Below are 20880 nucleotides of genomic sequence, written 5' to 3'. Positions count from 1 at the left end.
CGATGGGCAGTCAAGACTTCAAATGAGGATGCTATGAAACGCTATGGAATGGTCATTGGGGTAAAGCCCGACAAAATTGACGAGTATAAACGTTTGCACGCTGCGGTTTGGCCAGATGTTCTGGCGACTTTGTCGCGCAACGGTGTTCAAAACTTCTCGATCTTCCTGAAGGAACCCGAAAATCTGTTGTTCGGGTATTTTGAGTACCACGGCCAGAACTATTCGGAGGCCGCGCAAAGAATTTCGGAATGCCCCAAAACAAGAGAGTGGCTCGCAGTCACCGACCCCTGCCAGGAACCCATGGCTCATCGAGAACCGGGGGAATGGTGGGCAATGATGCCTTCCGTATTTCATATGGATTGAATGATGTTGGCAATCAACGCGTAGAATCACATCCGGAACCCATCCCAGGGCGATCTCTCGTCAAATTGGTTCGAACGACCTTCCCGGCCGGACTTTAATCAGTCCACCAGGTACAGAAGCGCATAGGTGGCCCCGCATATACGGGCGAGCCGATGCTGCCCCTCAGAATCCAATCGAGAGTCCGCCATCCACCGGCAGGCAAACCCCTGTGACAAAACGTGCTGTGGGCGAGGAAAGATAGACTACCGCCCCTGCCACATCGGAAGACGAGCCAAGGCCGCCGAGCGGAGTTCGGGCGAGGATTCGCTGAAGTCGCTCCGGGTCTTTTTCGAAGATGCCCCGATTCATATCCGTTTCGATAAAGCCGGGTGCGACCGCGTTGACGCGGATACCGAGGGGACCGAACTCGACCGCAAGTTGCCGCGTCAATCCCTGCAAGGCGGATTTTGAGGCGGTGTAGGAGGCAACCTGCGGCAATCCGAGGATGGCCGCCATGGACGTGATCATCACCATACTGCCCTCTCCACGCTCTGCCATACAGCGCGCGATGTCCCGCGTCAGGGCAAAGGATCCGAAGAGGTTGGTCTCGATCACGCGCGCGAAGTCTGCGTCGTCGGTGTCCAGCGTTGGCGCCTTGTGATGTGTGCCTGCATTGTTGACCAGGATATCAATTGGCGCACGGGATTCCAGCCGTCGAACCAGATCCTGGATACCCGCAAGCTCCGCGATGTCTGCGACCTCAAAGCCGGCATCGTCGCCGATCTCTTCGATTGCACTCTCCAGGACATCACGGCGGCGGCCGACGATGGTGACGAGCGCCCCGGCCTCGACCATCGCTTTCGCAACACCAAGCCCAAGTCCAGTCCCGCCACCGGTGACAACAGCGTGCTTTTTGCTCAGGCAACCCAGTTCGTTCATTTCAATGTCTCTCCAATTGAGTTGATACCTTAGCGGCGCGTTCCCACCATTGCCAAGTATCGGTGACTGACTGAACCACCTGACTACTCTAAGCGAGAAGCCTCAGAAATGAGTGTCAGATTTCATCGCCAGCCTCATGGTTCAAGATCCACAGGATCGCCTAATCGAAGTGCCGCGCGATTGCTTCGGCGGCGGCAGTTTCGTTCCACGATTGATCGCGCCGACCATATCCAGACCCAGAGTAGAAATACCGCCTTATATTCCAAGCCACGCTTTTGCCCGGCTTCTTGTGCCTTGATTATCGCAAAAACTCCTCGGGTCTGGAGCTTGAAATTTGGGATCTGCGATAATCACGGTAAGGCGCGAACTGTTCCAATCTCAATCGGTGTTCCAGTGTGAGCTGATTTCATGGCTGCGAATGTGAGCGCGAGGCTTCGCAGATTTCCTTTTGCGTCATTTTCTGGTTCCCGGTCTTGTTCGATAGCGCTCAAAAGCTCGCCCATAGTGCCGGCAAACCCATCATTGAACCATGTTCCCACAAGGTCGGGGTGCGCTTGGCCACGCTCGGTCGTCAGGGTCACACTCTGCGCGTTCAGATCTTTTCCAACGCTGTAAAGGCTGCCTTTTGTGCCACCGATGAAAGAGCTGTCCAGCGCGCCATGTTTGACACTGCCGTCAAAGACCAGAGACGACTGCCCACCTTCAAACTGAATCAGGGCCTGGCTTAGAAGCGGTGGCTTGGCGCTTTGATCTTTGGCGCGGGCCTGCGTTGCAAATACAGTTTGCATCCGGTCACCCAGAAGGCTGGACATGAAATCGAACCAGTGGACCCCAAAATCGTATAAAATCAGATCATGAATATCGTTAAAGGGCGTGTGTGCGATCCAACTGTGATCCCAGTGCATGTGCGCATGGCTGCTTGTCACTTCACCGATCAGTCCCGTACGAACCGCTTCACGCATATAGGCCATATGGGGTGCCCAGCGCCCATTTTGATTGACGGCAAGCCGCACACCATTGTCATGGGCCAATTTCACCAACGCCTCTCCTGCATCAAGGTCCGTCACAAAGGGTTTTTGCGACAGCACATGCTTGCCTGCAGCCAACGCTTTTTCCATCATACCAAAGCGCACTTCAGGGTGCGGCGTGATGTCAAAGACGGCAATGGACGGGTCGGTGAGCAGGTCGTCATATTTGTCTGTGACAGCTGCGTTGGGGAAAAATTCTGCGCGCAAAGCCTCTGCTTTTGAAAGCGTGCGGTTGCATATGGCGGCAATATCAAAGCCCGCTTTGCGGTAGGCATCAAGATGCGCGGAAGCAATTCCGCCTGCGCCAACAAGAGCAATGCGCGGCCGATAGGATTGCGGCATGGGCGGCGTGTAATTTAGTGACGGCGCGTCGATAATTGGCGCATCAGCAACGCGTAGCGCATAGGTATCTGCATCCGGTGTTTCGCCACTCATGAAACAAGCGCCAGAGTTTTTTTCTGCTGGGCAGACAAGTAGGCGGTATCCACAATGCGCTGCGCAGTGAGGCACAGATCCGGCGCCAATGGTCCCTCAATGGGCGTGCCGTTCTCAATACAATTCAACATATATTCGATGGGATTTGTGCGTCCGGGCTTCAGCACATCAACCGGTACTTTCTTGTGGTCCGGTTCGGCTTCTGTCTGCACTGTTACAAAGTCATCATAATCATAGCTGGAAATTGTGCCGCCAGTGCCCACAACAACAAAGCCGCATTGCGGCTGTGGCTGCGTTACCCAGGGGTCGGTGAACGTGCCCCAGCGTGTTTCCATCTTGGAAAGACCCTGCTCATATCGGCAGATCGTGATGGAATGTTGGTCGACCTCAATACCAGCCGTCTGGTCCACCACACAAGTGACTTCGAGCGGCGCACGACCGTCCATGAACCATGTGCCAAGTGTGGCGCCATAACCAAGGTAGTCCAACAGGCTGCCGCCCCCCGACGCTTTCTTGTACCACCATGAATCAGACTTTTGCTGCTCAACTTGCTCTGCCGATACTTCCACCTTGTCGGCCAGATGATAGAGCGGTCCGCGATTGCCGCCATAGTGATGAACTTCAATCAAATCGCCAATAACGCCATCATCGATCAACCGCTTGCATGTGTTGTGACTTGGGTACCATGCCAAAGGCCAATTGATCGCCATCAGCTTTCCGGTCGGTGCCATTGCCGCCATCATGCGCTTTGCTTCCGCTGCAGAAGCGGCAAAGGGTTTTTCCACATGGATGTGAACATTATGCTTTGCCAGAGCTTCGACATGATCTGCATGTTCGGCGGTGGCCGCACACAGGATCGCCAGATCCGGTTTCGTTTGTGCTAAGCACGCATCAAGATCCGTGAATACGGCATCTTCGGGAATGGCAAAATCGGCGATAGCCTGTGCCATTTTATCCGGCGATTTATCGTAGATACCAACAATTTCAGCGTTGGGATGATCATCCACCAAACGCAACAGGTCACCCATATGCATGTGATCAAAATTTATACCAGTTACCCGAAACCTGGTCATAGAACTCTCCCCCTTTTATGCCGTTTTTTTTCGATCTTATTTCTTTTCAAGCGCCTCTAAAACTGCTTTCTGGGCATCATCGGCCAGTGGAACAAGCTCGTCCGCGACCGGAAAAGCGCCTGAAGACACGTCAGCGGAGAAGTCTTGGAAAGCCTTGATGCGCATGGCTTGAAGCTTCTGATATTCCGATTGTAAATCGGCGTATCGCCTGGCATGGCGTGGATAATGCCCATCATGTTCCCCGAGCACATCACATGCGAACAGATATTGCGCATTGCATCCACTGCCCGCCCCCATTGAAATCATCAACATCGCGGTTTGAGCTGAAATGGCTTTGGCGACCGCTGGCGGCACGACTTCTATCTCGGCCGCAAAAGCGCCTGCTTCTTCCAGCGCTTTTGTCTCCTCTAATATCCAAACGGCGCTTTCAGGAGTTTTGCCCACAGCCTTGAACCCGCCAGTCCATGTTCGGCGTGACGGGATGAGACCAACATGGCCGACAACCGGAATCCCCTCATCGCGCAGCCGCCGAACAATGGGAAGACTTGCTCCGCAATAGACCGCATTTGCCCCCGCATTCAGCAGCTTGAAGGCAATGCGCAGATAGTCTTCCTCAGTCACAAACAGGCCGGGCTCCAGGCCACCAACCACAAATGGGCTGGGGCAAATCTGCCGGAATTCAGGCAGGAGCAAAAGCTCTGGCGGTACCGACAACATGTCAATGCCTGCGGCTTGGGCCGCCGCTGCATCGTCCATTGTCTCCACGCGCAATTTGGTCAGTTGCCGAACGCCATTTAACGCTAGAATTTCTGCAACACTCAGGGGCAGATTGGCCATATGAATTCCTTCAGCTTAGAAGATAAAGTGACGTCAAACATTGGTTTGGACGCATGTCGGCATCAACCCAGTTTGAAAAACAAACGGTCGCCCCGAATGTCGGTCTCATAGGTTTTCAAATTGACGCACACCGGTGCGCCCTTTGCTTCGCCTGTGGTAAAATCAAAACGGCCATTGTGTTTGGGGCATTCAATAATTTTGCCCATGACAAGACCATTGGCAAGCGGCACCCGCTCATGCGTACACAGACCGTCCGTCACAAAATATTGGTCATCTTCAGTTCGGTAAAGCGCATAATACCCACCATCATGCTTGAACGTAATCGCGTCTTCCTCGTCGATATCGTCCAGCGCGCATGCATCGATCCAATCACTCATTCCTGTCGTCCTCGTTTGTTAGGCAGAAGTTTGAAAGACAGCGCCCGGGTTGTGTGGAACTGCCTCAACGCCACTGGGCAAACTGCGGCGCACAAAATAACCCGGTTCTTTTAACTGCCGCAGGAGCGTCGGAATTATCTCATGGTAAGCGGCGATCGTACTTGGATAAGGTTCAGGACAATCATGCTTGATGGCCTCATGCAATTGCGGCAGCGCATGAAACGGCACCATCGGAAACATGTGATGCTCGATATGATAGTTCATGTTCCAATATAAAAAGCGGAAGACCGGGTTCATATAAACCGTGCGGGAATTCAATCGGTGGTCGAGCACATCCTCTGCCAGACCAGCATGCTGTGTCAGACCAAAATAAATTGTCATGAACCCGCCATAGATGGTAGGCAGACCGACCAGCATAGCTGGTAAAATTGACCCGGTAGCGATGCACGCCACGACAACACCAAGCAAAATTGCGATATATATACGAGCAAACAAATAGACTTTGGACCGCTCGCCCTCCGGCACAAATGTCGCCTCGTTGGGCGTGAGTTTCCCGCCCGCATGCAGGAAGAGTGATTTCATGGTTTTCCATGTGCTGACGAGAGCAAAGATATTCAGCAGCAGCGCCTTGATATCAGGCGGTCGCGGAGTTGCAATCTCAGGATCACGCCCGACAATGATTGTATCGGTATGATGGCGCGTATGGCTCCAGAGCCAGATGGTAGGCTCGCGCAAAATCATAAAGCTGGAAAAATAATACAGGGCGCTGTTCATCCATCGGGTTTTAAACGCGGTTCCGTGGCCGGATTCATGCCAGCGACTGTCTGATGAAGAGCCGTACAGAACACCATAGACCAGAAAAAACGGGACGCACCACCACGTACCCCAAAAGTACACGCCGCCTGCACCGGAGGCCAGCAAGAGCCCAAGCCAGATAAGGGTGTCACGAATGGCCGGACCATCCGATCTCCGCATGAGACGTTTGATTTGCTTGCGATCAATATCCACTGAATACCAATCGGCAGCCACAAGGCCGTTTTGTTCGGCGAGTTCGGAATCGCGGCCTACAAGGCTGTAATCGCGTGGGGTTGGTGTCATGACAATAATCCATCAAATTGATGTGTCTTGCGCTCATCGTCAGCGCAGATAACGACTTGGTCAAGGGTTTTTCGCGCAAATTTCGACCAAATCGCAGGCTTTCTGACAATTTTTCTTGATAAGACCTCAAAATGAGGTTTTATTACGTTGTATGAAGGAAGCAATGTTGACAAGGCCCCGCCAAACCAAAACCACAGTCGCAGAGATCGCCAAGCGCGCCGGTGTGTCCAAAGCTACCGTGGACCGGGTGCTCAACGGCCGGGACGGCGTCCAGCTGCACACAAGGCAGCACGTTTTGTCTACTGTGCGTCAACTAAACGGCGATGATCCGACCACGCCGACAGGTCTTCATGAAACTGTAGAACTCGACTTTGTTTTCCCCGATTATCGCAACCCATTTTTGGCCGATCAGGCGCATCATATTGAGAGCTACTGCCGTTCAATTGAAGGTGTGTCGGTGACAACTCACCACCTGACCAGCGCCACCGAAGCGGCCGTGCTACAAGCGATAAACAAGATAAGCGATGCGTCCGACGGTGTCGGTATTATTGGCGTGGACACGGCCAAAGTGCGCCATGCGCTTCGCGGCCTCGACGCACGCAACATCCCAGTCGTGACGCTTGCCTCTGATATCCGCCAGATAAACCGCCGCGCCTATATCGGCATAGACAATTATGCGGCTGGCCGCCTTGCCGGCTATTTGATGGGCAAGCTGATCGTCGCGCCGCGCGCCAAAACGGCTATCATTTTGGGGCTTCGCGCCTATTTGGGCCATGAGGAGCGTGAGATGGGTTTCAGAAGCGTTCTGCGCGATCAATTTCCGCACGTAAAAATCGTGGCAGAACATGAGGTGGCTGAAGACAACATCTGTGCGCGTGACACTTTGCTTGAACTGCTCAAAATCCATCCGGATCTTAACGGCATCTATTGCATCGGGGCCGGTCAAACCGGCATCATTGATGCACTGAACATCACTGATAAAGCTCAGAGCATAACCGTCATCGGTCATGGCCTTACCGATGATACGCGGCAATATCTCATTGATGGTGCCATGGATGCGATTATTAACGAGGATGCCGAAGAGGAGGCGCGCTCCGCCGTTGATCATTTGGTTGCCGCGGCACGCGGCCACACGCAACCAGCACCGCCATCCATTGCCATTCAGGCAATCTTTCCGGAAAACATACCGCTATGACCGACACAATCAGCAATGAAGCAATGACAAACACGCCTGTTTCTTTTGAATTTGACCGTCACGGCGGCATGATTAGAAACTTCACTATGACATCCCCAACAGGTGCTGCGATAAAACCGCTGCATACGGCGCCATGGGCGTTGGACCCGGTTGAGATTTTTGACGATATCTCTTTGGTCGAACAAAAGCTTTCAGGCGATTTTTTCTGCGCGCCATTTGGTGGCGGTGGAGCAGAACCGATCCATGGCAACACTGCCAACGGACATTGGAGCCCACTGCCCCCGGCACCTGATAGCGCGCCCGATAATGCGATATCTGCCGCCTATCAACTGCGTAAAAAGGTGAAGGGCGCTGTTGTTACAAAGCAATTTGAACTTCATCCCGGCGATCCACTGCTCTATCAACGCCATCAGTTTAGCGGCGGAGAAGGCCATTTGCCCGTTGGCCACCATGCCATGATTTGTGTGCCTGGCGGCGCAAGTTTGAGTTTTTCGGAAAAGCAGTTTGCAGCAACTCCGGCGCAGGCACCCGAGCCTGATGCGTCGAGGGGCACGTCCCTGTTAAAGTACCCGCAGAAGATCGACGGCCCTGGACCGTTGGAAATGCAATCTGGCGAACGGGTCGACTTTTGCAATTACCCATTTGCTGAAAACCATGAAGATCTGGTCATCATGGCAGAACGCCCCTCTGCGCGACTTGGCTGGACAGCGGCCCTGGCCCAGCGGGACGGTTTTCTGTTTTTTGCAATCAAGGATGCCACGGCATTGCCGGAAACATTGCTATGGATGAGCAATGGCGGGCGCAACTATGCGCCTTGGCTGAGCAGGCACAAGCATGTGCTTGGCATCGAGGAAGTTGCCACCAGTTGCCATAACAACGGTGTCTTCGCCAGCGCAGTTGAGCGGTCGCCCTATGGGCTGCCACAGGGTCTTGCATTATCAACGGATCGTGTGGCCACCATCAATTATGCATTTGGTGCGATTGCGCCGCCAAGTGGATGGACGAAAATCAGTGATATCCAGATCAATGCCGATCATCTTGTTCTTCTGGACGTCAGTGGCGATACGCGGTCTGTGACATTTCATGGCGCCCATTTTGGGCTGTGATCATCGGTCCTGAGTCAGACGCACATAGATCGCGGTAACACCCAAAATGATGAGGCCGAAGAAAATGCGACGTGTGCCTTCAGGTATCTGCATGACCGTGAGCATGGTGGCCAAAACGGTGAGGATCAACGCGCCGACAATTGTACCTGAATAGCCGCCACGGCCACCGAAAATCGATGTCCCGCCGATAACAGCAGCAGCGACCGAGGGCAAAACCCGCGGTTCAACAAGCGACAGCGATGGCGCTTTGATCAACCCAAGATAAAGCAGGCCAGTGATACCGGCGATAAAGCCTGAAATGACATACAGCGTGATAAGCACTTGCCATGTGCGCACACCGGCCAAACGGGCTGCGTCTTCGTTTTCACCCACAGCGTAAAGCAACCGTCCAAACCCGGTGCGGCGTAGCCCTACAATGATGATAACCGCCAGAGGCACGAAGATGATCAACGAGTTTGGAACCCCGTAACTCAACCCGGTTCCCAGCCAGGACAGGATATCGGGAACTGATGAGCCGGATGCAATAACTGTGCGCTGGTAAACCAGCAAGCAACCCGTACCTATCAGGCCTGTCCCCAAGGTCATGATCAACGGATGCACCCGAAACAGTGCAACCCCTACCCCATTGACCAGGCCAATGAGCAGCGGTGGAACAAGCGCGACAAGAATGGCCCCCGTTGGCCCAAGAACCGTTAATTGGCTTGCAGCAACAAAAGCACTAACAGTCGCTGCCACTCCGACGGACAGATCAATGCCGCCTGTGAGCATCGTCAAGGTTTGGCAGGCGGCAAGCATGGCGAGCGGAATTGCAAACTTGATTGTGTTTGCCATCCAGCGTTCGTTGATGATGCCGGGCCGCATCACCTCAAGGGCAACCACAAGACCTAGCAACAGGATGATCAACGGAATAATGGGATAGTCCCGCACAAAGGTACGCAGGGATTTCAACCAATTATTTGAACTGCTGGATACAGAAGTCATTTTATCTGCCGCCTGGATGCCATAAATCCGCCTGCCATCACCACAATCACCATGATGGTCCCTTCAACAATGGTTGTAATGTTGGGATCGACCGACAAGAGCGTGAGGTCCGTTCGGATCAAACGCAATATCAATACTGCAATAATGGGTCCGAGCAGACCGCCCACGCCGCCGCCCAAAGTTACACCGCCCAGCACGACAGCTGCAACGCTGGCCAACAGATAAGGACCGGGAATGGGCGCTCCGATGCCTGTGCTGGCCGTCAGCACCAAACCGCCCATCGCTGCAAACAATCCGCAAATTGCATAGGCAGAAATCTTGGTTCGGTTGACATTGACGCCGGACCGGAAGGCCGCCATGTCAGATGAACCGATCGCATAAACCGACAGGCCGAAATTCGACCTGCGCAGCGGTATCCACACAATACACAAACATATCACCATCACGATGAACGCTTTGGGAACCCATTGCGTCACGACATCGGGAATAAACCCCAATACAATCGGGCCAATCAGCATGCCTTGAACCCACTGGGCAGAACCACCACCGGGTGAATTCAAAATTATCAAGGCAACCCCTTCCCACACAAACAACATGGCAAGCGTCACCACAATGTCCGGGACACGGGTGATGACGATCAAAAACCCGTTAATAGCCCCCATGGTCGCGCCGACCAGCAGTACGATGGGGATCACAAGAAATGCGAATTGCTCGCTCGCGCCATCCATCAGGACAGCAGCGGTGACGCTGGAAACGGCCATCATGGATGCAATTGACAGATCAATACCGCCTGCAATCACGACAATCGCCTGTGCTGCCGTTGCAAAAGCAAACGGCAATGCGGCCCGTGTCAGGGCTTCCAATCCGAACGTGCCAAAATTGGGTTGGATCACGCGGGTGAAAATCAGCAGCGCGATCAGAATCAGCAGCAGGCCGAAAGTCCAATAGTGTTTGCGCAAAAAACGGAACATCAAATAACCGGCCCCGGCGCAGCAGTCTGTGCAGCCTCAGGCAGAGTATCATCTGCGGTTAATCCGTAGGCTGCGCGCATCAAAGTTGGTTCATCTGCGTGCTCGGCGTCCATCTGGTCCACCACCCGGCCATTGAAAATGACAACGACACGGTCACAGGCCTGCTGCACTTCGGCCAATTCAGATGTGTAAAACAAAACCGATGAGCCTTGCTCGGCAAGTTCGCGCAACAGCGGGTAAATCTGATGTTTTGTTCGCACATCAATCCCGCGGGTGGGGTCAAAACACAGGATCGTCTGAAACCCCATGGCTAACCAGCGGGCAATCGTCACTTTTTGCTGGTTACCACCAGACAACCGCTGCACTTCGCCCTGCGCCCGGGTATCTATCTGCAGTCGCTCAATCGCAGCGTCCACTTTTGCCTTTTCCGCTGCCATATCAATCAAGCCCCATTGTGAGGGCCTGGTGTGGAATGGAATGGCTATATTCTCGCGCACCGAGCGCTGCATCAGCAATGCCTCGGCGCGGTCGCCCGGCACATAGACATGGCCTGCTGCAATTGCATCGGCCGGATGTTTAAATCGGCATGGCGTGCCATCGATTGAAAACCCGCCGCCGTCGGGCTGGGCCATACCTGCTAAAACTTCAAACAGCTCATCTTGCCCCTGTCCTTCAAGGGCGACGACGCCGAGCACCTCGCCAGCACGTAGATCAAATGAGACATCGGTCAGTTTTGAACCAGCGGCTAATTGCGATACTTCCAGTCGCGGTTTCAATGCTTCGCTTACAGATGCTGTTGCATAGGCCCTCTTCTGGGCTTTGATGGCATCGCCCAGCATCAACTCCACGATTTCCTCTTCAACCCCCTCAGTGATGGGCAGGTCGCCCACAGTCTTACCATCACGCAGCACCATAGCGCGGTCGCAAACCGCTGCAATTTCGGGAAACCGGTGGGAAATATATATAACCGAGCGTTCCAATGGCTTTTGCTGCTTCACGACATCAAGCACGCGGTCGACAAGATTTGCTGGCAGCGCAGCTGTCATTTCATCCAGCAATAAAATGGCTGGCTCGCTGGCAAGCGCGCGGGCCAGGTCAATCACGCGCTGCACCGCCAATGGCTGATGCCGCGCCAGCTCCATCAAATCCACATCAGGCACACCCAATTCGCCAAGCCAATGACGAAAAGGTTCAACCGGCGTAGCGCCAAGTTTCAAATTGTCCAGAATGTTCAAATCAGGAATGAGGGACGGCTCCTGGTAGACCGGTACCAGTCCTGCACGGCGTGCATCCGCTGGAGAGCTGACTTTGAAACGGTTCCCGCGGATGGTGATTTCCCCGGCGCTTGGACTGATTGCGCCGGTCAGAATTTTAACGAGAGTGGATTTTCCCGCACCATTTGCACCCATAAGCGCAATGACTTCACCGGGTGCGACATCGAGTGACGCATCCTTGAGCGCAGCAACCGCACCATAGTTTTTGGCCACGTGCCGCGCGCTCAAAATTGGGCTTAGCGCCATATGTCAAAGTCCCCTCAGACCATAAACAAGCGTGCGGGTCGCTGGCGACAAACGCCAGCGACCCGCAGCCGGGCGAAGGTTACTCGCCAGGACCTTTACAAGCGATGATCTGCGCTTTGGTGTAGTTTGTCCATTCGGGGATCATGATGGAGACGGGCCATTCCGGATCCAGCGATGGATCAGCTGCAGCTTGCAACTTGGCTTTTCCTGCATCGGTGGCATTTTCCCACAATTCAGGATCAACCAGGACCACGCGGTCTGCTGGTTTTTCACCTTCCAGCAACCGGATAGCGAGGGCTACACCTGCACCACCGACAGAACCTGGGTTGGTGACGGCAGCACCGACCAGTCCGTCCACGGAGTTAAGCTGGCCAACAAAACCGGCATTATCCGCACCGACGATTGGTACGAGCGGTGTATCGGATTCAACAAACGCGTCGACAATCACATTATCGATGCCCGAAGTCCAAACTCCATCAAACGGAATTCCAGTCGCGATGTAATCCAGAATTTGCTGTTTTCCCTGATCCTGTTGCCAACCGGTGAAAACTTCCAACGCAACGCTGACATCGGGAAATTCCGCCAATGCTTTTTTGAAGCCCTTATCGCGGTCATCATCAGCAGATGCGCCAGCAGCGCCGCGCATATAGACAACAGTTCCCTTTCCGTCGATTTGCTCGAACAACCATTTTGCGCCCAAATAGGCATATTGCTCCTGGTTGTTCGACAGCACGTACGCGGAATCTTCATTCACCGCTTGGTCAACGGCCACCACCACGATGCCACGATCGGTCGCAGCTTTCACGGCAGATTTGATGCCATCAGGGTTGGAAGGATTGACCACAATCGCGTCCACGCCAGCTTGAATGAGGTTGTTGATGTCCTCAATTTGTCCGGCTGCGTCGGTATTGCGGTGCGCGATGTTGAGCGATTTAACTTTACCGGAAGCCAGAGCTTCCGCTTTCATGGCGCAAACCATCTCTTCACGCCAGCCATTGCCTTGCACTGTATTGGATATGCCGATGGTATAATCAGCTGCCATCGCGGTTGACATCAAGCCAAGCGTGAATGCACCCAAAAGTGCGCCTTTAAATAATCTGTTGCTCATATTCATTTCTCCCATTTTGATTTCTCCTCATTTCCAGTCCACTCCGGGCGGTTAGCCCCGAATTCAAATTCCAGTCATCGTATTTCAGTCATTGCATTGCAGACACCGCATCAATGAATGTATGGCTGCAATGTATCACGGGCCAGCAAAAAGCCACGCTTTATGCCAGCGTCGTCACCTTCAAAATCACGATCCTCATGCTCAATGATGACAGGGCCATCATAGCCTGCACGGTACAGATCGGCGAAAAAATGACCCCAGTTCACATCGCCAAGACCTGGCATCCGAGGCACCTGCCAGCCCATTCCACCAGACATGATGCCGCGTTCATAAAGTCCATCATGGTCAATCATTAAATCCTTGGCATGAACATGAAGCATATGTGCACCAAATTCACGCACAAAACGACGTTGGTCTATCATTTGCCAAACCAAATGGCTTGGATCGAAATTCATGCCGACATCGCCACCCCAAGCTTCCAGGATGCGCCGCCAGATATAGGGTGAATAGGCAATATTGTGTCCGCCTGGCCATTCATCGTGGCTAAAGATCATGGGACAGTTTTCAAATGCAATCTTCACGCCCTTGTCGCGGGCATAACTGATAATATCTGGCCAAATGGTCTGTGCGCGTGCCCAGTTTTCATCAATATTAACCGATGCATCCCCACCGCAAAATGTGTTGACCACCTGAACGCCCATCTTGGACGCACCATCAATCACCGACTTCAAATGCGCCAACACCACGTCACGATGCGCCGCGTCCGGGTGCAAGGGATTTGGATAGTAGCCAAGCCCCGATATAGAGACACCCTTGCCCGATAATTCAGCCACAATGTCAGAGCCCTGCACCGCAGTGATGTTGGCCACATCAATATGCGTGGTTCCCGCATAACGCCTGACAGGCCCATCGGCCACAGGCCAACACGCCACTTCGAGCGCCGTAAAGCCTGATGAAGCGGCCCAATCTGCCACATCCATCAAATCCGTTTCGGGGAACGGTGCGGTCAATATTCCAAGCTGCATGTCACCTCTCTTTGTTTCAAGAACTTGCTTCTGATTTGAGGTCTACCCAACGCCCAAGCCGCGCGCTTTCCAAAACGGCATCACATACATACATTTCGTAACAACCATCTGCAAAGCTGGCATAACCGGGGTTTTCTGGCGGCTGACCTGCCTCAATCGCCCCATAGATCTCACGAAACAGCGCGAAAAAGGAATCTGCGAAACCCTCGACGTGACCACCCGGCAAAGCGGCTGCGGCAGCACCCGCCGCGTTCATCAAAGCCGCATCACGTTGCAATGTTTGATTTGGCTTGTCACGATGACCAATGGGCAAGTGATCCGGTTTTTCAGAATCCCAGGCTGCTGACGATTTTGAACCGTCGATTTGCCAGCACAAAGAGTTTTTCTTGCCCGGGCTTACCTGGCTGACGACCACAGAGCCGCGCGCACCATTTTCATACCGCAGCAGCAATAGCGCACTGTCTTCGGTTGTAATGTTTCTGGCAACGGTTTCGCCCGAACGATCTTGCGAGAATGTTTCAACTGGACCAACGGGCTGTTGGCGGGTTTTCACGAAGGTCGATAATTCTGCCATAACAGATGTGATTTTAAGGCCGCTGATAAAACTGGTGAGGTCAATCCAATGGGTGCCGATGTCGCCAAAGGCACGCAGAAGGCCGCCCTTGTCAGCTTCCAGCCGCCAGTTCCAGTCTGTGTCGAATAACAACCAGTCCTGCATGTAGTGGCCGGTAATCAAACGCACATCACCCAAGTCGCCAGCCGCCACCATGGCGCGACTGTGCTGGTTCAACGGATAGTAACGAATGTTGTAATTCACGGCCGTGATGAGATTGCTGGCTTTCGCAAGTGCGACCAGTTCAATAGCCTCAGCCGAGGTCATCGTCAGCGGTTTTTCACACACTACATGCCGTCCAGCAGCCAAAATCTGCTTAACCTGCGAGAAATGGAACTGATTGGGCGAAGTAACATGTACAACTTTCACGTCGGCGTCCGCGAGCAATTCTTCCAGAGAAGCATATGCTTTTGGGACACCTATCGTTTGTGCAGCCTCTGCGCCCCGCGCAGCACTTGAGCCCAACACGCCCAGGACATGGACGCCCAGCCGCCGAAGCGCCTGAACGTGGACCGTGCCGATGAAACCTGTGCCAATAACCGCAGCACCAATTGACCCAGGGCTAACCATTCACATGCTCCATTTTGCCAATGGCATATCGATCTCTAAACAACTGAGTAACCTCCATCGACGTTCAAACATGTGCCTGTCATGAATGCTGATGCGGGTGAAGCAAGAAACAGGGTGGGACCCGCCAAATCCTGAGGCTGTCCCCAACGCTTCATAGGTGTGCGCGCATTGACCGCTTCGACATGCGCTGGATTTGCTCGACTTTTGGCTGATTGTTCCGTGATAATAAAACCGGGTGCAATGCAGTTGACACGAATATCGTGCTCAGCCCAGGCGATTGCCAGCGATTTCGTGAGCTGTTTGACGGCGGCTTTGGAAGCGCCATAAGCGGGGTTCATCGGACTGCCAAACGAACCATACATCGAGGAGATATTGATCACCTTGCCCTTCGATCTTTTCAACTGATCCAGCAGCGCGGCGCTCACGCGAAACGTACCCTCCAGATTAACCTCTATGACCTTGGAAAAAAAGTCAGGGTTCATCTCCTCGCCCCGCGAGGTGATGGAGGCACAATTCACCAGAATGTCCAGGGCATCGATTTCGCCTGCGATCTTATCGATCGACGCACCATCGGTGACATCAAATTGCCTGTATGAATAGACGCCTCGGTCTGCCGGTGCGGGCTCCGGCTCTACGCCAGTTATAGTCACGTCGGCAGAGGCAGCCTTGAACGCAGCGGCGATGGCCGATCCGATGCCGCCACGACTTGCGCCAACGACAAGAACTCTTTGATTTGAAAAGTCAAAAAACCCTGATGGTTCCATATAATTTGCTCCCCGGCGGACACAGTCTTCCATGGGGTTTGGCAAAACGCAAGGCGATTTTCATTATTTGAATTTTAGAAATATCTGTTCAAAATGGTTATGAAGTAATCGGCAGAATGCTCAATTAACCCCATCCTGACGCTGGCCAACACTGACAATGATCGACTGGCAAAGTACAAGCGCTGGCACCTGTGATCTGAAATGGCCCAGACGTGCCTCTTTGACATAAAGGACATGTTTGGCCAGCTTGACCACCGGACTTAGCTCATTGTCGGTAATGGCGATGACGGTCTTGTTTTGCTGGACCGCCATCGTGGCAACATCGACAGTTTCTGCCGAGTAGTCATCAAAGGTCAGCACCAATACCACTTCATCATTGCGGATGGCACCAACCTGCTGCTCGCGCATTGCGCCCAGATTATCAATCATATGCGCGCGTTTTCCGGTTTTGGAAAACCCGTAAAAGCAATAGGCACCTACCCCGTAGGCACCACGCGCTGCGGCAATATGAACGGCTGCAGCACCGGCCAAACAATCAATAAAAGCTTCCAGAGGCTGTTCTTGAACATCGTCGCGCAGCCGCAAAAGCGAGTCCACTCCGGTTTGAAAAAACGTATCCAAAATTGCTCGTGGATGCTCAAGATCAACATTGACCCCGTCCCGCTGTGCACTTGCATCACCCAGGGCTTTGATACGGTCAGCATAGGTCATGCGTGGTCCGATCAGGCGCTGGCGAAACACAGCCTGCAACTCGGTAAAGCCGGCAAACCCCATTTCCTTGGCAAAGCGGGTTATGGTCGCGGCGGGCACACCTGCCAATTGTGACAGGCTCACAATATTGTACATCGCAATATCTTCAGGATTGTTCAGACAAAATTGAGCGAACTCACGAAGCCGTTTGGGCAGACTCGATTGACGCTCCACCAGAATATCCACCAGCTTGGCAAAATCTATGGCAAGTTCTGCGGCCTCAATGTCGGGCCTTTTGGAAGACATATCAGTTGAGCACCTTGTTGTGATTTGATGCGGAAGGTGTTTCGCCGATCAGCAACACACTTTTAACACGATATTGGGCTGATTGCAGAACAAGTTCCAAATTATGCATCAAGCCCCCCTGCGACCGATTGTTCCTGATCGATAATTGCACCGGTCATGGGCGATGAGGTTTCGCTGATGAGGTAGACCGCCAACCGGGCGATATCGTCCGCATGAAGCAATTTGCCGAAGGGCTGCTTTGCCTCCGCCTCCTCTAACCATCCATCGCCATGACCCAGAGTTTGCGCCTGCATGATCCGTTCTCCCGGCGTATCTGCCCAGCCCACATTTATCCCATTTGCACGAATGCGATCCCATCTGTGATGCTGCGCGACATTCTTGGTGATCAGGGCCAGCGCCGCTTTGGTGGCTGAATAGACAGTCAGGTCCTTTCTGCCCCCATGCATGTTGATGGATAATATATTGACGATGGATCCGCTGCGCTTTTCAGCTTTCAAGTGCTGAATCATCCGCTGCATCAGAAAAAATGCTTCTTCGGTGTTTACTTTGAACAGGGCCTGCCATGTGGCGCGATCCGCATCTTCTGCCCCGGCTCGGGTCGTCAGACCTGCACAGTTAACCAACGCGTCCACCCGTCCGAATGCGGATAAAGCGTGATCAAAAATGCGTTCGCCTGCCTGCTCAGCCAGCAAGTCTGCAGCCACCATACTTGCCTTCACGCCAAGCTTCTCGATCTCTTCAACGACCGCTTTACCAGCATCAGCTCTACGCCCGGTGATGATAATACCTGCAGCGCCGCTCCGCGCGCATTCCATGGCAACCGCTTGGCCAATCCCTTGCGTTGACCCTGTTACCAGGACCACTTTGCCATTCACATTTATGTCCATTGTCGTCCCTTTTCATTGGCGCAATTCATATCAGCATCAAGCCCGGACTTCTTGTCCCTAGCCGCTCTATTCCGCTAAAATCACCTCGTGCCCCATGCGGATGCTTTCGTCCGCTGCAAGACATATTTTGAGCGACTGCACAGCATCGTTCATATGACGCGACAAATCCAGATCATCTTTAATTGCCTTGAGCATGAAAGCCTGCTCCCGGTCACACAATCCCTGGTGGCCTGGTTCGCTTTCCATCTCCATGACATGATCCGCTTGAACGAAATTCCCGTCCTTGTCCAAAGCGGCGCGGTGGAGCTGGATGTGGCTTGCCTTGGTATGATTATCGATGGATTGAGAATCGGCGGCGGGATCTGGCACGATGGATACAGCGCCGTTCGGCGACACAATGTCTTTCACGAAGTGTGCGGTTTCAGACATCATTGGCCCCCAGCCCGCCTCGTACCAGCCCACGGACCCATCGTCGAAGACCACCTGAAAATGACCGTAATTATACATGTCCGCCGCGATTTCCTCGGATAAACGCACGCCCATACCGCGCACGCTAACGGGTTTGGCATCGGTAATCTGGCACATCACATCCACATAATGCACACCGCAATCAACGATGGGTGACAAAGAGCGCATGAGATTCTTGTGCGCCTCCCATGTCTCTGCAAAAGACTGCTGATTGAGGTTCAGACGAAACACATAAGGACCGCCAAGTGCCCTTGCCTCATCAATCAGCCGCATCCATGAGGGATGATGCCGCAGGATATATCCCACAACCAATTTCCGATTATGTTGCTCAGCAGCCTCGACAACTCGGTTTGCGTCACGCGCAGTGGTGGCAATGGGTTTTTCCAGGAAGACATGAGCCCCCGCCTCCATGGCAGATATTGCATAGGACGCATGGGTATCCGGATAGGTCGCGATAGCCACAAGATCAGGCTCTACGGCAGACAATGCTTTGTCGAAATCAGTGAAAAGCGGATAATTTGCTAACACTGTCGACGGTGCTCGACCACTGCGATTGACCAAGCCGACAATCTCAAAGCCTGGATTTGTGTGATAGGCTAGCGCATGGCTTTCCCCCATGGTGCCAAGCCCCACTACCAATACCCGCACTGTTCTCGCCTGATCAGTCACAAGGCACCCTCCTTCGCTTGCTATCACTTGGTACGCAGTGCCGCCGGAATGCGCCAAATTTCGCAGCGAACCATCCGCTACATAGACATGTCAGCTTTTGTCCACCGGTTTTGACCGCATCATGCCAACTGTCTCACGTTCAGCGCGCTTGCACCGCATCGGCGGTAAGCCGCGATCCATCAATGCCATATCTTCAAGAACCATATAACCCATGCGCTTGAAAGCGACGTCCATGGCGCCCGCCCGGTGCGCCGAGCGAATGAAATTTTTGGTCTTGCGCACTCTATGATTTTGCGACAATGGCTCTTCGGGAAACACATCACTGGCCGCACCAATATGGCCAGATTCCACAGCGTCAATTAAATCATCGAAATTGACCACAGCGGCACGGCTGACCAAAATGAGCGCCGCACCGGCGCGCATTGACGCAAACTCTTTCGCGCTCAGAAAACCTTCATTCTCGCTTGTGACGGACGCGACCACAAACACAAAGTCACTGTCTTTCAGCACAGCTTCCAGGCTGGCAGGTCTCACGCCCTGCTGCTTTAACACAGACGCAGGGAGCCAGGGATCATAGGCAATGACATTGGGTTGAAAACCGGTCAGCAGTTTATTGATGGCCTTGCCCAACTCGCCAAAGCCGACAAAGCCCACATCGGCGCCCGACAATAATTTTGTATTATGGTTGCCTTCCAGTCCCCATTTTTCATCCCCAGTATTAAACGCCTGATCTGCATCAATAATGCGGCGCGCCAAATTCAAAGCCATAGCAAGACCAAGTTCCGCGACGGGTTCTGCAAACACCGCCATGGTGGTCAGCACATGAATGCCGCGTGCAAACAAAGTGTCATAGGGCATGTTGTCAAACAGATTGCCCTCGACATTGAGCACCGCGCGCAAGGATGTCAGCTTGCCGAGCAGTTCGTCCGAAATTGGCGGCTGACCCAACACGTAACTTGCTTCGCTCAAAATGGCTGGATCAAGCTGGTTCAGCTCATCCGCTTCGCACTCCACAATACGGTAGGTGTCGAACAAGGCTTGGCGTGCGTCTTTCGTGAAGATCAAATCAAGATCGCGCGGGTCCGGCGCACTGATGACAAGGGGGCGTAGGTCGTTCATTCAGGCCTCTTAACTGTCCATTCCGGTGATGATGCGTTCAACCGCATCCACCGTTGTCGTTTTGGGATCAATGTCATCGGCAACAATCTCGCCGCGCCGCATGACAACAATGCGGTCGACCACCTGGAAAACGTGATGGATGTTGTGAGCGATGAAAATGCAGGAATGGCCGGACGCTTTGGCATTGCGAACAAATTGCAAAACACCCTGCGTTTCAGCAACGCCAAGATTGTTGGTCGGCTCATCCAGGATAATCAAATCACTTTCAAAGTGCATGGCGCGGGCGATCGCCACCGCCTGTCGTTCACCGCCCGACAAAGCACTGATTGGGGTTGTTGGTGGAATATTTTTCGAAATACCAACTTCTTTTAGAAGCTCAGAGGCGACTGCCTCCATCTTCTCCTCATCCATCCGGCCAAAAAGTTTTGAGCCTTTGATCGGCTCGCGACCGAGAAAAAGATTTCGCGCAATCGAAAGCTGGGTTACCAGCGCGGAGTCCTGATAAATGGTCTCAATGCCATTGTCGATCGCATCGGTGGTGCTGTTCATTTCCACCTGTTTGCCCTTGATCGAGATGGTTCCACCTGTTGCCCTGACAGCGCCGGAAAGCACCTTGATCAAAGTGGATTTTCCCGCACCATTGTCACCCAACAAGCCAACCACTTCGCCGCGATAGACCGACAGATTAACGCCGCCGAGGGCATTTATCGGTCCGTAGCTTTTGGACACATTGTCCATCTGCACAAGTAATTCCGACAT

General features: G+C 53.4%; 21 protein-coding genes. 3 read left to right on the top strand and 18 right to left on the bottom strand.

Going from position 1 to position 20880, the window contains the following annotated elements:
* Window positions 1-33 precede the first annotated feature (33 nt).
* Window positions 34-363, top strand: a complete 330-nt coding sequence (locus tag RAL91_RS13600; protein WP_306256756.1) for an L-rhamnose mutarotase — start codon at window positions 34-36, stop codon at window positions 361-363.
* Window positions 364-525: 162 nt separating this feature from the next.
* Here RAL91_RS13600 and RAL91_RS13595 read toward each other — a convergent pair whose 3' ends face one another.
* From RAL91_RS13595 to RAL91_RS13570, 6 genes are all read right to left on the bottom strand, one after another.
* The gene (locus tag RAL91_RS13595; protein WP_306256755.1) at window positions 526-1281 is read right to left on the bottom strand and encodes an SDR family NAD(P)-dependent oxidoreductase; all 756 of its coding nucleotides are present in this window, start codon (window positions 1279-1281) and stop codon (window positions 526-528) included.
* Between the two features lie 350 nt (window positions 1282-1631).
* On the bottom strand, window positions 1632-2744 hold the full coding sequence (locus RAL91_RS13590; RefSeq protein WP_306256754.1) for a Gfo/Idh/MocA family protein: 1113 nt from the start codon (window positions 2742-2744) through the stop codon (window positions 1632-1634).
* Window positions 2741-3817 (bottom strand): Gfo/Idh/MocA family protein, encoded by a 1077-nt coding sequence (locus RAL91_RS13585; protein WP_306256753.1) that lies wholly within the window; start codon window positions 3815-3817, stop codon window positions 2741-2743. The genes RAL91_RS13590 and RAL91_RS13585 overlap by 4 nt, the downstream gene beginning before the upstream one ends.
* A 36-nt stretch (window positions 3818-3853) precedes the next feature.
* Window positions 3854-4654 carry a 3-methyl-2-oxobutanoate hydroxymethyltransferase gene (locus RAL91_RS13580; RefSeq protein ID WP_306256752.1) on the bottom strand — a complete coding sequence of 267 codons (801 nt, stop codon included), beginning with the start codon at window positions 4652-4654 and terminating at the stop codon, window positions 3854-3856.
* 62 nt (window positions 4655-4716) lie between these two features.
* On the bottom strand, window positions 4717-5031 hold the full coding sequence (locus RAL91_RS13575; RefSeq protein WP_306256751.1) for a MocE family 2Fe-2S type ferredoxin: 315 nt from the start codon (window positions 5029-5031) through the stop codon (window positions 4717-4719).
* An 18-nt stretch (window positions 5032-5049) separates the two neighbouring features.
* A complete protein-coding gene (locus RAL91_RS13570; protein ID WP_306256750.1) occupies window positions 5050-6129 on the bottom strand; it encodes a fatty acid desaturase family protein in 1080 nt (359 codons plus the stop codon).
* A 166-nt stretch (window positions 6130-6295) separates the two neighbouring features.
* Here RAL91_RS13570 and RAL91_RS13565 point away from each other — a divergent pair, with 166 nt between their 5' ends.
* Together RAL91_RS13565 and RAL91_RS13560 are read left to right on the top strand one after the other, a co-directional pair.
* Window positions 6296-7324: a LacI family DNA-binding transcriptional regulator gene (locus RAL91_RS13565; protein WP_306256749.1), complete on the top strand. Its 1029-nt coding sequence runs from the start codon at window positions 6296-6298 to the stop codon at window positions 7322-7324.
* Window positions 7321-8430 carry a hypothetical protein gene (locus tag RAL91_RS13560; protein ID WP_306256748.1) on the top strand — a complete coding sequence of 370 codons (1110 nt, stop codon included), beginning with the start codon at window positions 7321-7323 and terminating at the stop codon, window positions 8428-8430. Before RAL91_RS13565 ends, RAL91_RS13560 begins: the two co-directional genes overlap by 4 nt.
* Here RAL91_RS13560 and RAL91_RS13555 read toward each other — a convergent pair whose 3' ends face one another.
* From RAL91_RS13555 to RAL91_RS13500, 12 genes are all read right to left on the bottom strand, one after another.
* Window positions 8431-9411, bottom strand: a complete 981-nt coding sequence (locus RAL91_RS13555; RefSeq protein WP_306256747.1) for an ABC transporter permease — start codon at window positions 9409-9411, stop codon at window positions 8431-8433.
* The gene (locus RAL91_RS13550; RefSeq protein WP_306256746.1) at window positions 9408-10382 is read right to left on the bottom strand and encodes an ABC transporter permease; all 975 of its coding nucleotides are present in this window, start codon (window positions 10380-10382) and stop codon (window positions 9408-9410) included. Before RAL91_RS13550 ends, RAL91_RS13555 begins: the two co-directional genes overlap by 4 nt.
* On the bottom strand, window positions 10382-11902 hold the full coding sequence (locus RAL91_RS13545) for a sugar ABC transporter ATP-binding protein (RefSeq protein ID WP_306256745.1): 1521 nt from the start codon (window positions 11900-11902) through the stop codon (window positions 10382-10384). Before RAL91_RS13545 ends, RAL91_RS13550 begins: the two co-directional genes overlap by 1 nt.
* A 79-nt stretch (window positions 11903-11981) precedes the next feature.
* Window positions 11982-13010: an ABC transporter substrate-binding protein gene (locus RAL91_RS13540; protein WP_306256744.1), complete on the bottom strand. Its 1029-nt coding sequence runs from the start codon at window positions 13008-13010 to the stop codon at window positions 11982-11984.
* 110 nt (window positions 13011-13120) lie between these two features.
* Window positions 13121-14035: a sugar phosphate isomerase/epimerase gene (locus tag RAL91_RS13535; protein WP_306256743.1), complete on the bottom strand. Its 915-nt coding sequence runs from the start codon at window positions 14033-14035 to the stop codon at window positions 13121-13123.
* 16 nt (window positions 14036-14051) lie between these two features.
* Entirely contained in the window at window positions 14052-15218 is a 1167-nt protein-coding gene (locus RAL91_RS13530; RefSeq protein WP_306256742.1) for a Gfo/Idh/MocA family protein, read from the bottom strand.
* A 35-nt stretch (window positions 15219-15253) separates the two neighbouring features.
* Window positions 15254-15982 carry an SDR family NAD(P)-dependent oxidoreductase gene (locus RAL91_RS13525; protein ID WP_306256741.1) on the bottom strand — a complete coding sequence of 243 codons (729 nt, stop codon included), beginning with the start codon at window positions 15980-15982 and terminating at the stop codon, window positions 15254-15256.
* Window positions 15983-16102: 120 nt separating this feature from the next.
* Complete coding sequence (locus tag RAL91_RS13520; RefSeq protein ID WP_306256740.1) at window positions 16103-16978, bottom strand: MurR/RpiR family transcriptional regulator; 876 nt, start codon at window positions 16976-16978, stop codon at window positions 16103-16105.
* Between the two features lie 101 nt (window positions 16979-17079).
* Window positions 17080-17865 (bottom strand): SDR family oxidoreductase, encoded by a 786-nt coding sequence (locus tag RAL91_RS13515; protein WP_306256739.1) that lies wholly within the window; start codon window positions 17863-17865, stop codon window positions 17080-17082.
* A 66-nt stretch (window positions 17866-17931) separates the two neighbouring features.
* The gene (locus tag RAL91_RS13510) at window positions 17932-19002 is read right to left on the bottom strand and encodes a Gfo/Idh/MocA family protein (protein ID WP_306256738.1); all 1071 of its coding nucleotides are present in this window, start codon (window positions 19000-19002) and stop codon (window positions 17932-17934) included.
* 90 nt (window positions 19003-19092) lie between these two features.
* Window positions 19093-20121 (bottom strand): hydroxyacid dehydrogenase, encoded by a 1029-nt coding sequence (locus tag RAL91_RS13505; protein ID WP_306256737.1) that lies wholly within the window; start codon window positions 20119-20121, stop codon window positions 19093-19095.
* A gap of 9 nt (window positions 20122-20130) precedes the next feature.
* Window positions 20131-20880, bottom strand: coding sequence for an ATP-binding cassette domain-containing protein (locus tag RAL91_RS13500; RefSeq protein ID WP_306256736.1), 750 nt, complete (start codon window positions 20878-20880; stop codon window positions 20131-20133).

The sequence above is a fragment of the Pararhizobium sp. IMCC21322 genome (genome assembly GCF_030758295.1).
Classification (GTDB): Bacteria; Pseudomonadota; Alphaproteobacteria; order Rhizobiales.
The sequence above is the reverse complement of the archived record's forward strand: the minus strand, read 5'-3'. Positions and strand labels throughout refer to the sequence as shown.

Coding starts and splice junctions, on each gene's coding strand:
- RAL91_RS13600 (WP_306256756.1), top strand. CDS start 34: ATGAAACGCTATGGAATGGTCATTGGGGTAAAGCCCGACAAAATTGAC.
- RAL91_RS13595 (WP_306256755.1), bottom strand. CDS start 1,281: ATGAACGAACTGGGTTGCCTGAGCAAAAAGCACGCTGTTGTCACCGGT.
- RAL91_RS13590 (WP_306256754.1), bottom strand. CDS start 2,744: ATGAGTGGCGAAACACCGGATGCAGATACCTATGCGCTACGCGTTGCT.
- RAL91_RS13585 (WP_306256753.1), bottom strand. CDS start 3,817: ATGACCAGGTTTCGGGTAACTGGTATAAATTTTGATCACATGCATATG.
- RAL91_RS13580 (WP_306256752.1), bottom strand. CDS start 4,654: ATGGCCAATCTGCCCCTGAGTGTTGCAGAAATTCTAGCGTTAAATGGC.
- RAL91_RS13575 (WP_306256751.1), bottom strand. CDS start 5,031: ATGAGTGATTGGATCGATGCATGCGCGCTGGACGATATCGACGAGGAA.
- RAL91_RS13570 (WP_306256750.1), bottom strand. CDS start 6,129: ATGACACCAACCCCACGCGATTACAGCCTTGTAGGCCGCGATTCCGAA.
- RAL91_RS13560 (WP_306256748.1), top strand. CDS start 7,321: ATGACCGACACAATCAGCAATGAAGCAATGACAAACACGCCTGTTTCT.
- RAL91_RS13555 (WP_306256747.1), bottom strand. CDS start 9,411: ATGACTTCTGTATCCAGCAGTTCAAATAATTGGTTGAAATCCCTGCGT.
- RAL91_RS13550 (WP_306256746.1), bottom strand. CDS start 10,382: ATGTTCCGTTTTTTGCGCAAACACTATTGGACTTTCGGCCTGCTGCTG.
- RAL91_RS13545 (WP_306256745.1), bottom strand. CDS start 11,902: ATGGCGCTAAGCCCAATTTTGAGCGCGCGGCACGTGGCCAAAAACTAT.
- RAL91_RS13540 (WP_306256744.1), bottom strand. CDS start 13,010: ATGAGCAACAGATTATTTAAAGGCGCACTTTTGGGTGCATTCACGCTT.
- RAL91_RS13535 (WP_306256743.1), bottom strand. CDS start 14,035: ATGCAGCTTGGAATATTGACCGCACCGTTCCCCGAAACGGATTTGATG.
- RAL91_RS13530 (WP_306256742.1), bottom strand. CDS start 15,218: ATGGTTAGCCCTGGGTCAATTGGTGCTGCGGTTATTGGCACAGGTTTC.
- RAL91_RS13525 (WP_306256741.1), bottom strand. CDS start 15,982: ATGGAACCATCAGGGTTTTTTGACTTTTCAAATCAAAGAGTTCTTGTC.
- RAL91_RS13520 (WP_306256740.1), bottom strand. CDS start 16,978: ATGTCTTCCAAAAGGCCCGACATTGAGGCCGCAGAACTTGCCATAGAT.
- RAL91_RS13515 (WP_306256739.1), bottom strand. CDS start 17,865: ATGGACATAAATGTGAATGGCAAAGTGGTCCTGGTAACAGGGTCAACG.
- RAL91_RS13505 (WP_306256737.1), bottom strand. CDS start 20,121: ATGAACGACCTACGCCCCCTTGTCATCAGTGCGCCGGACCCGCGCGAT.
- RAL91_RS13500 (WP_306256736.1), bottom strand. CDS start 20,880: ATGTCGGAATTACTTGTGCAGATGGACAATGTGTCCAAAAGCTACGGA.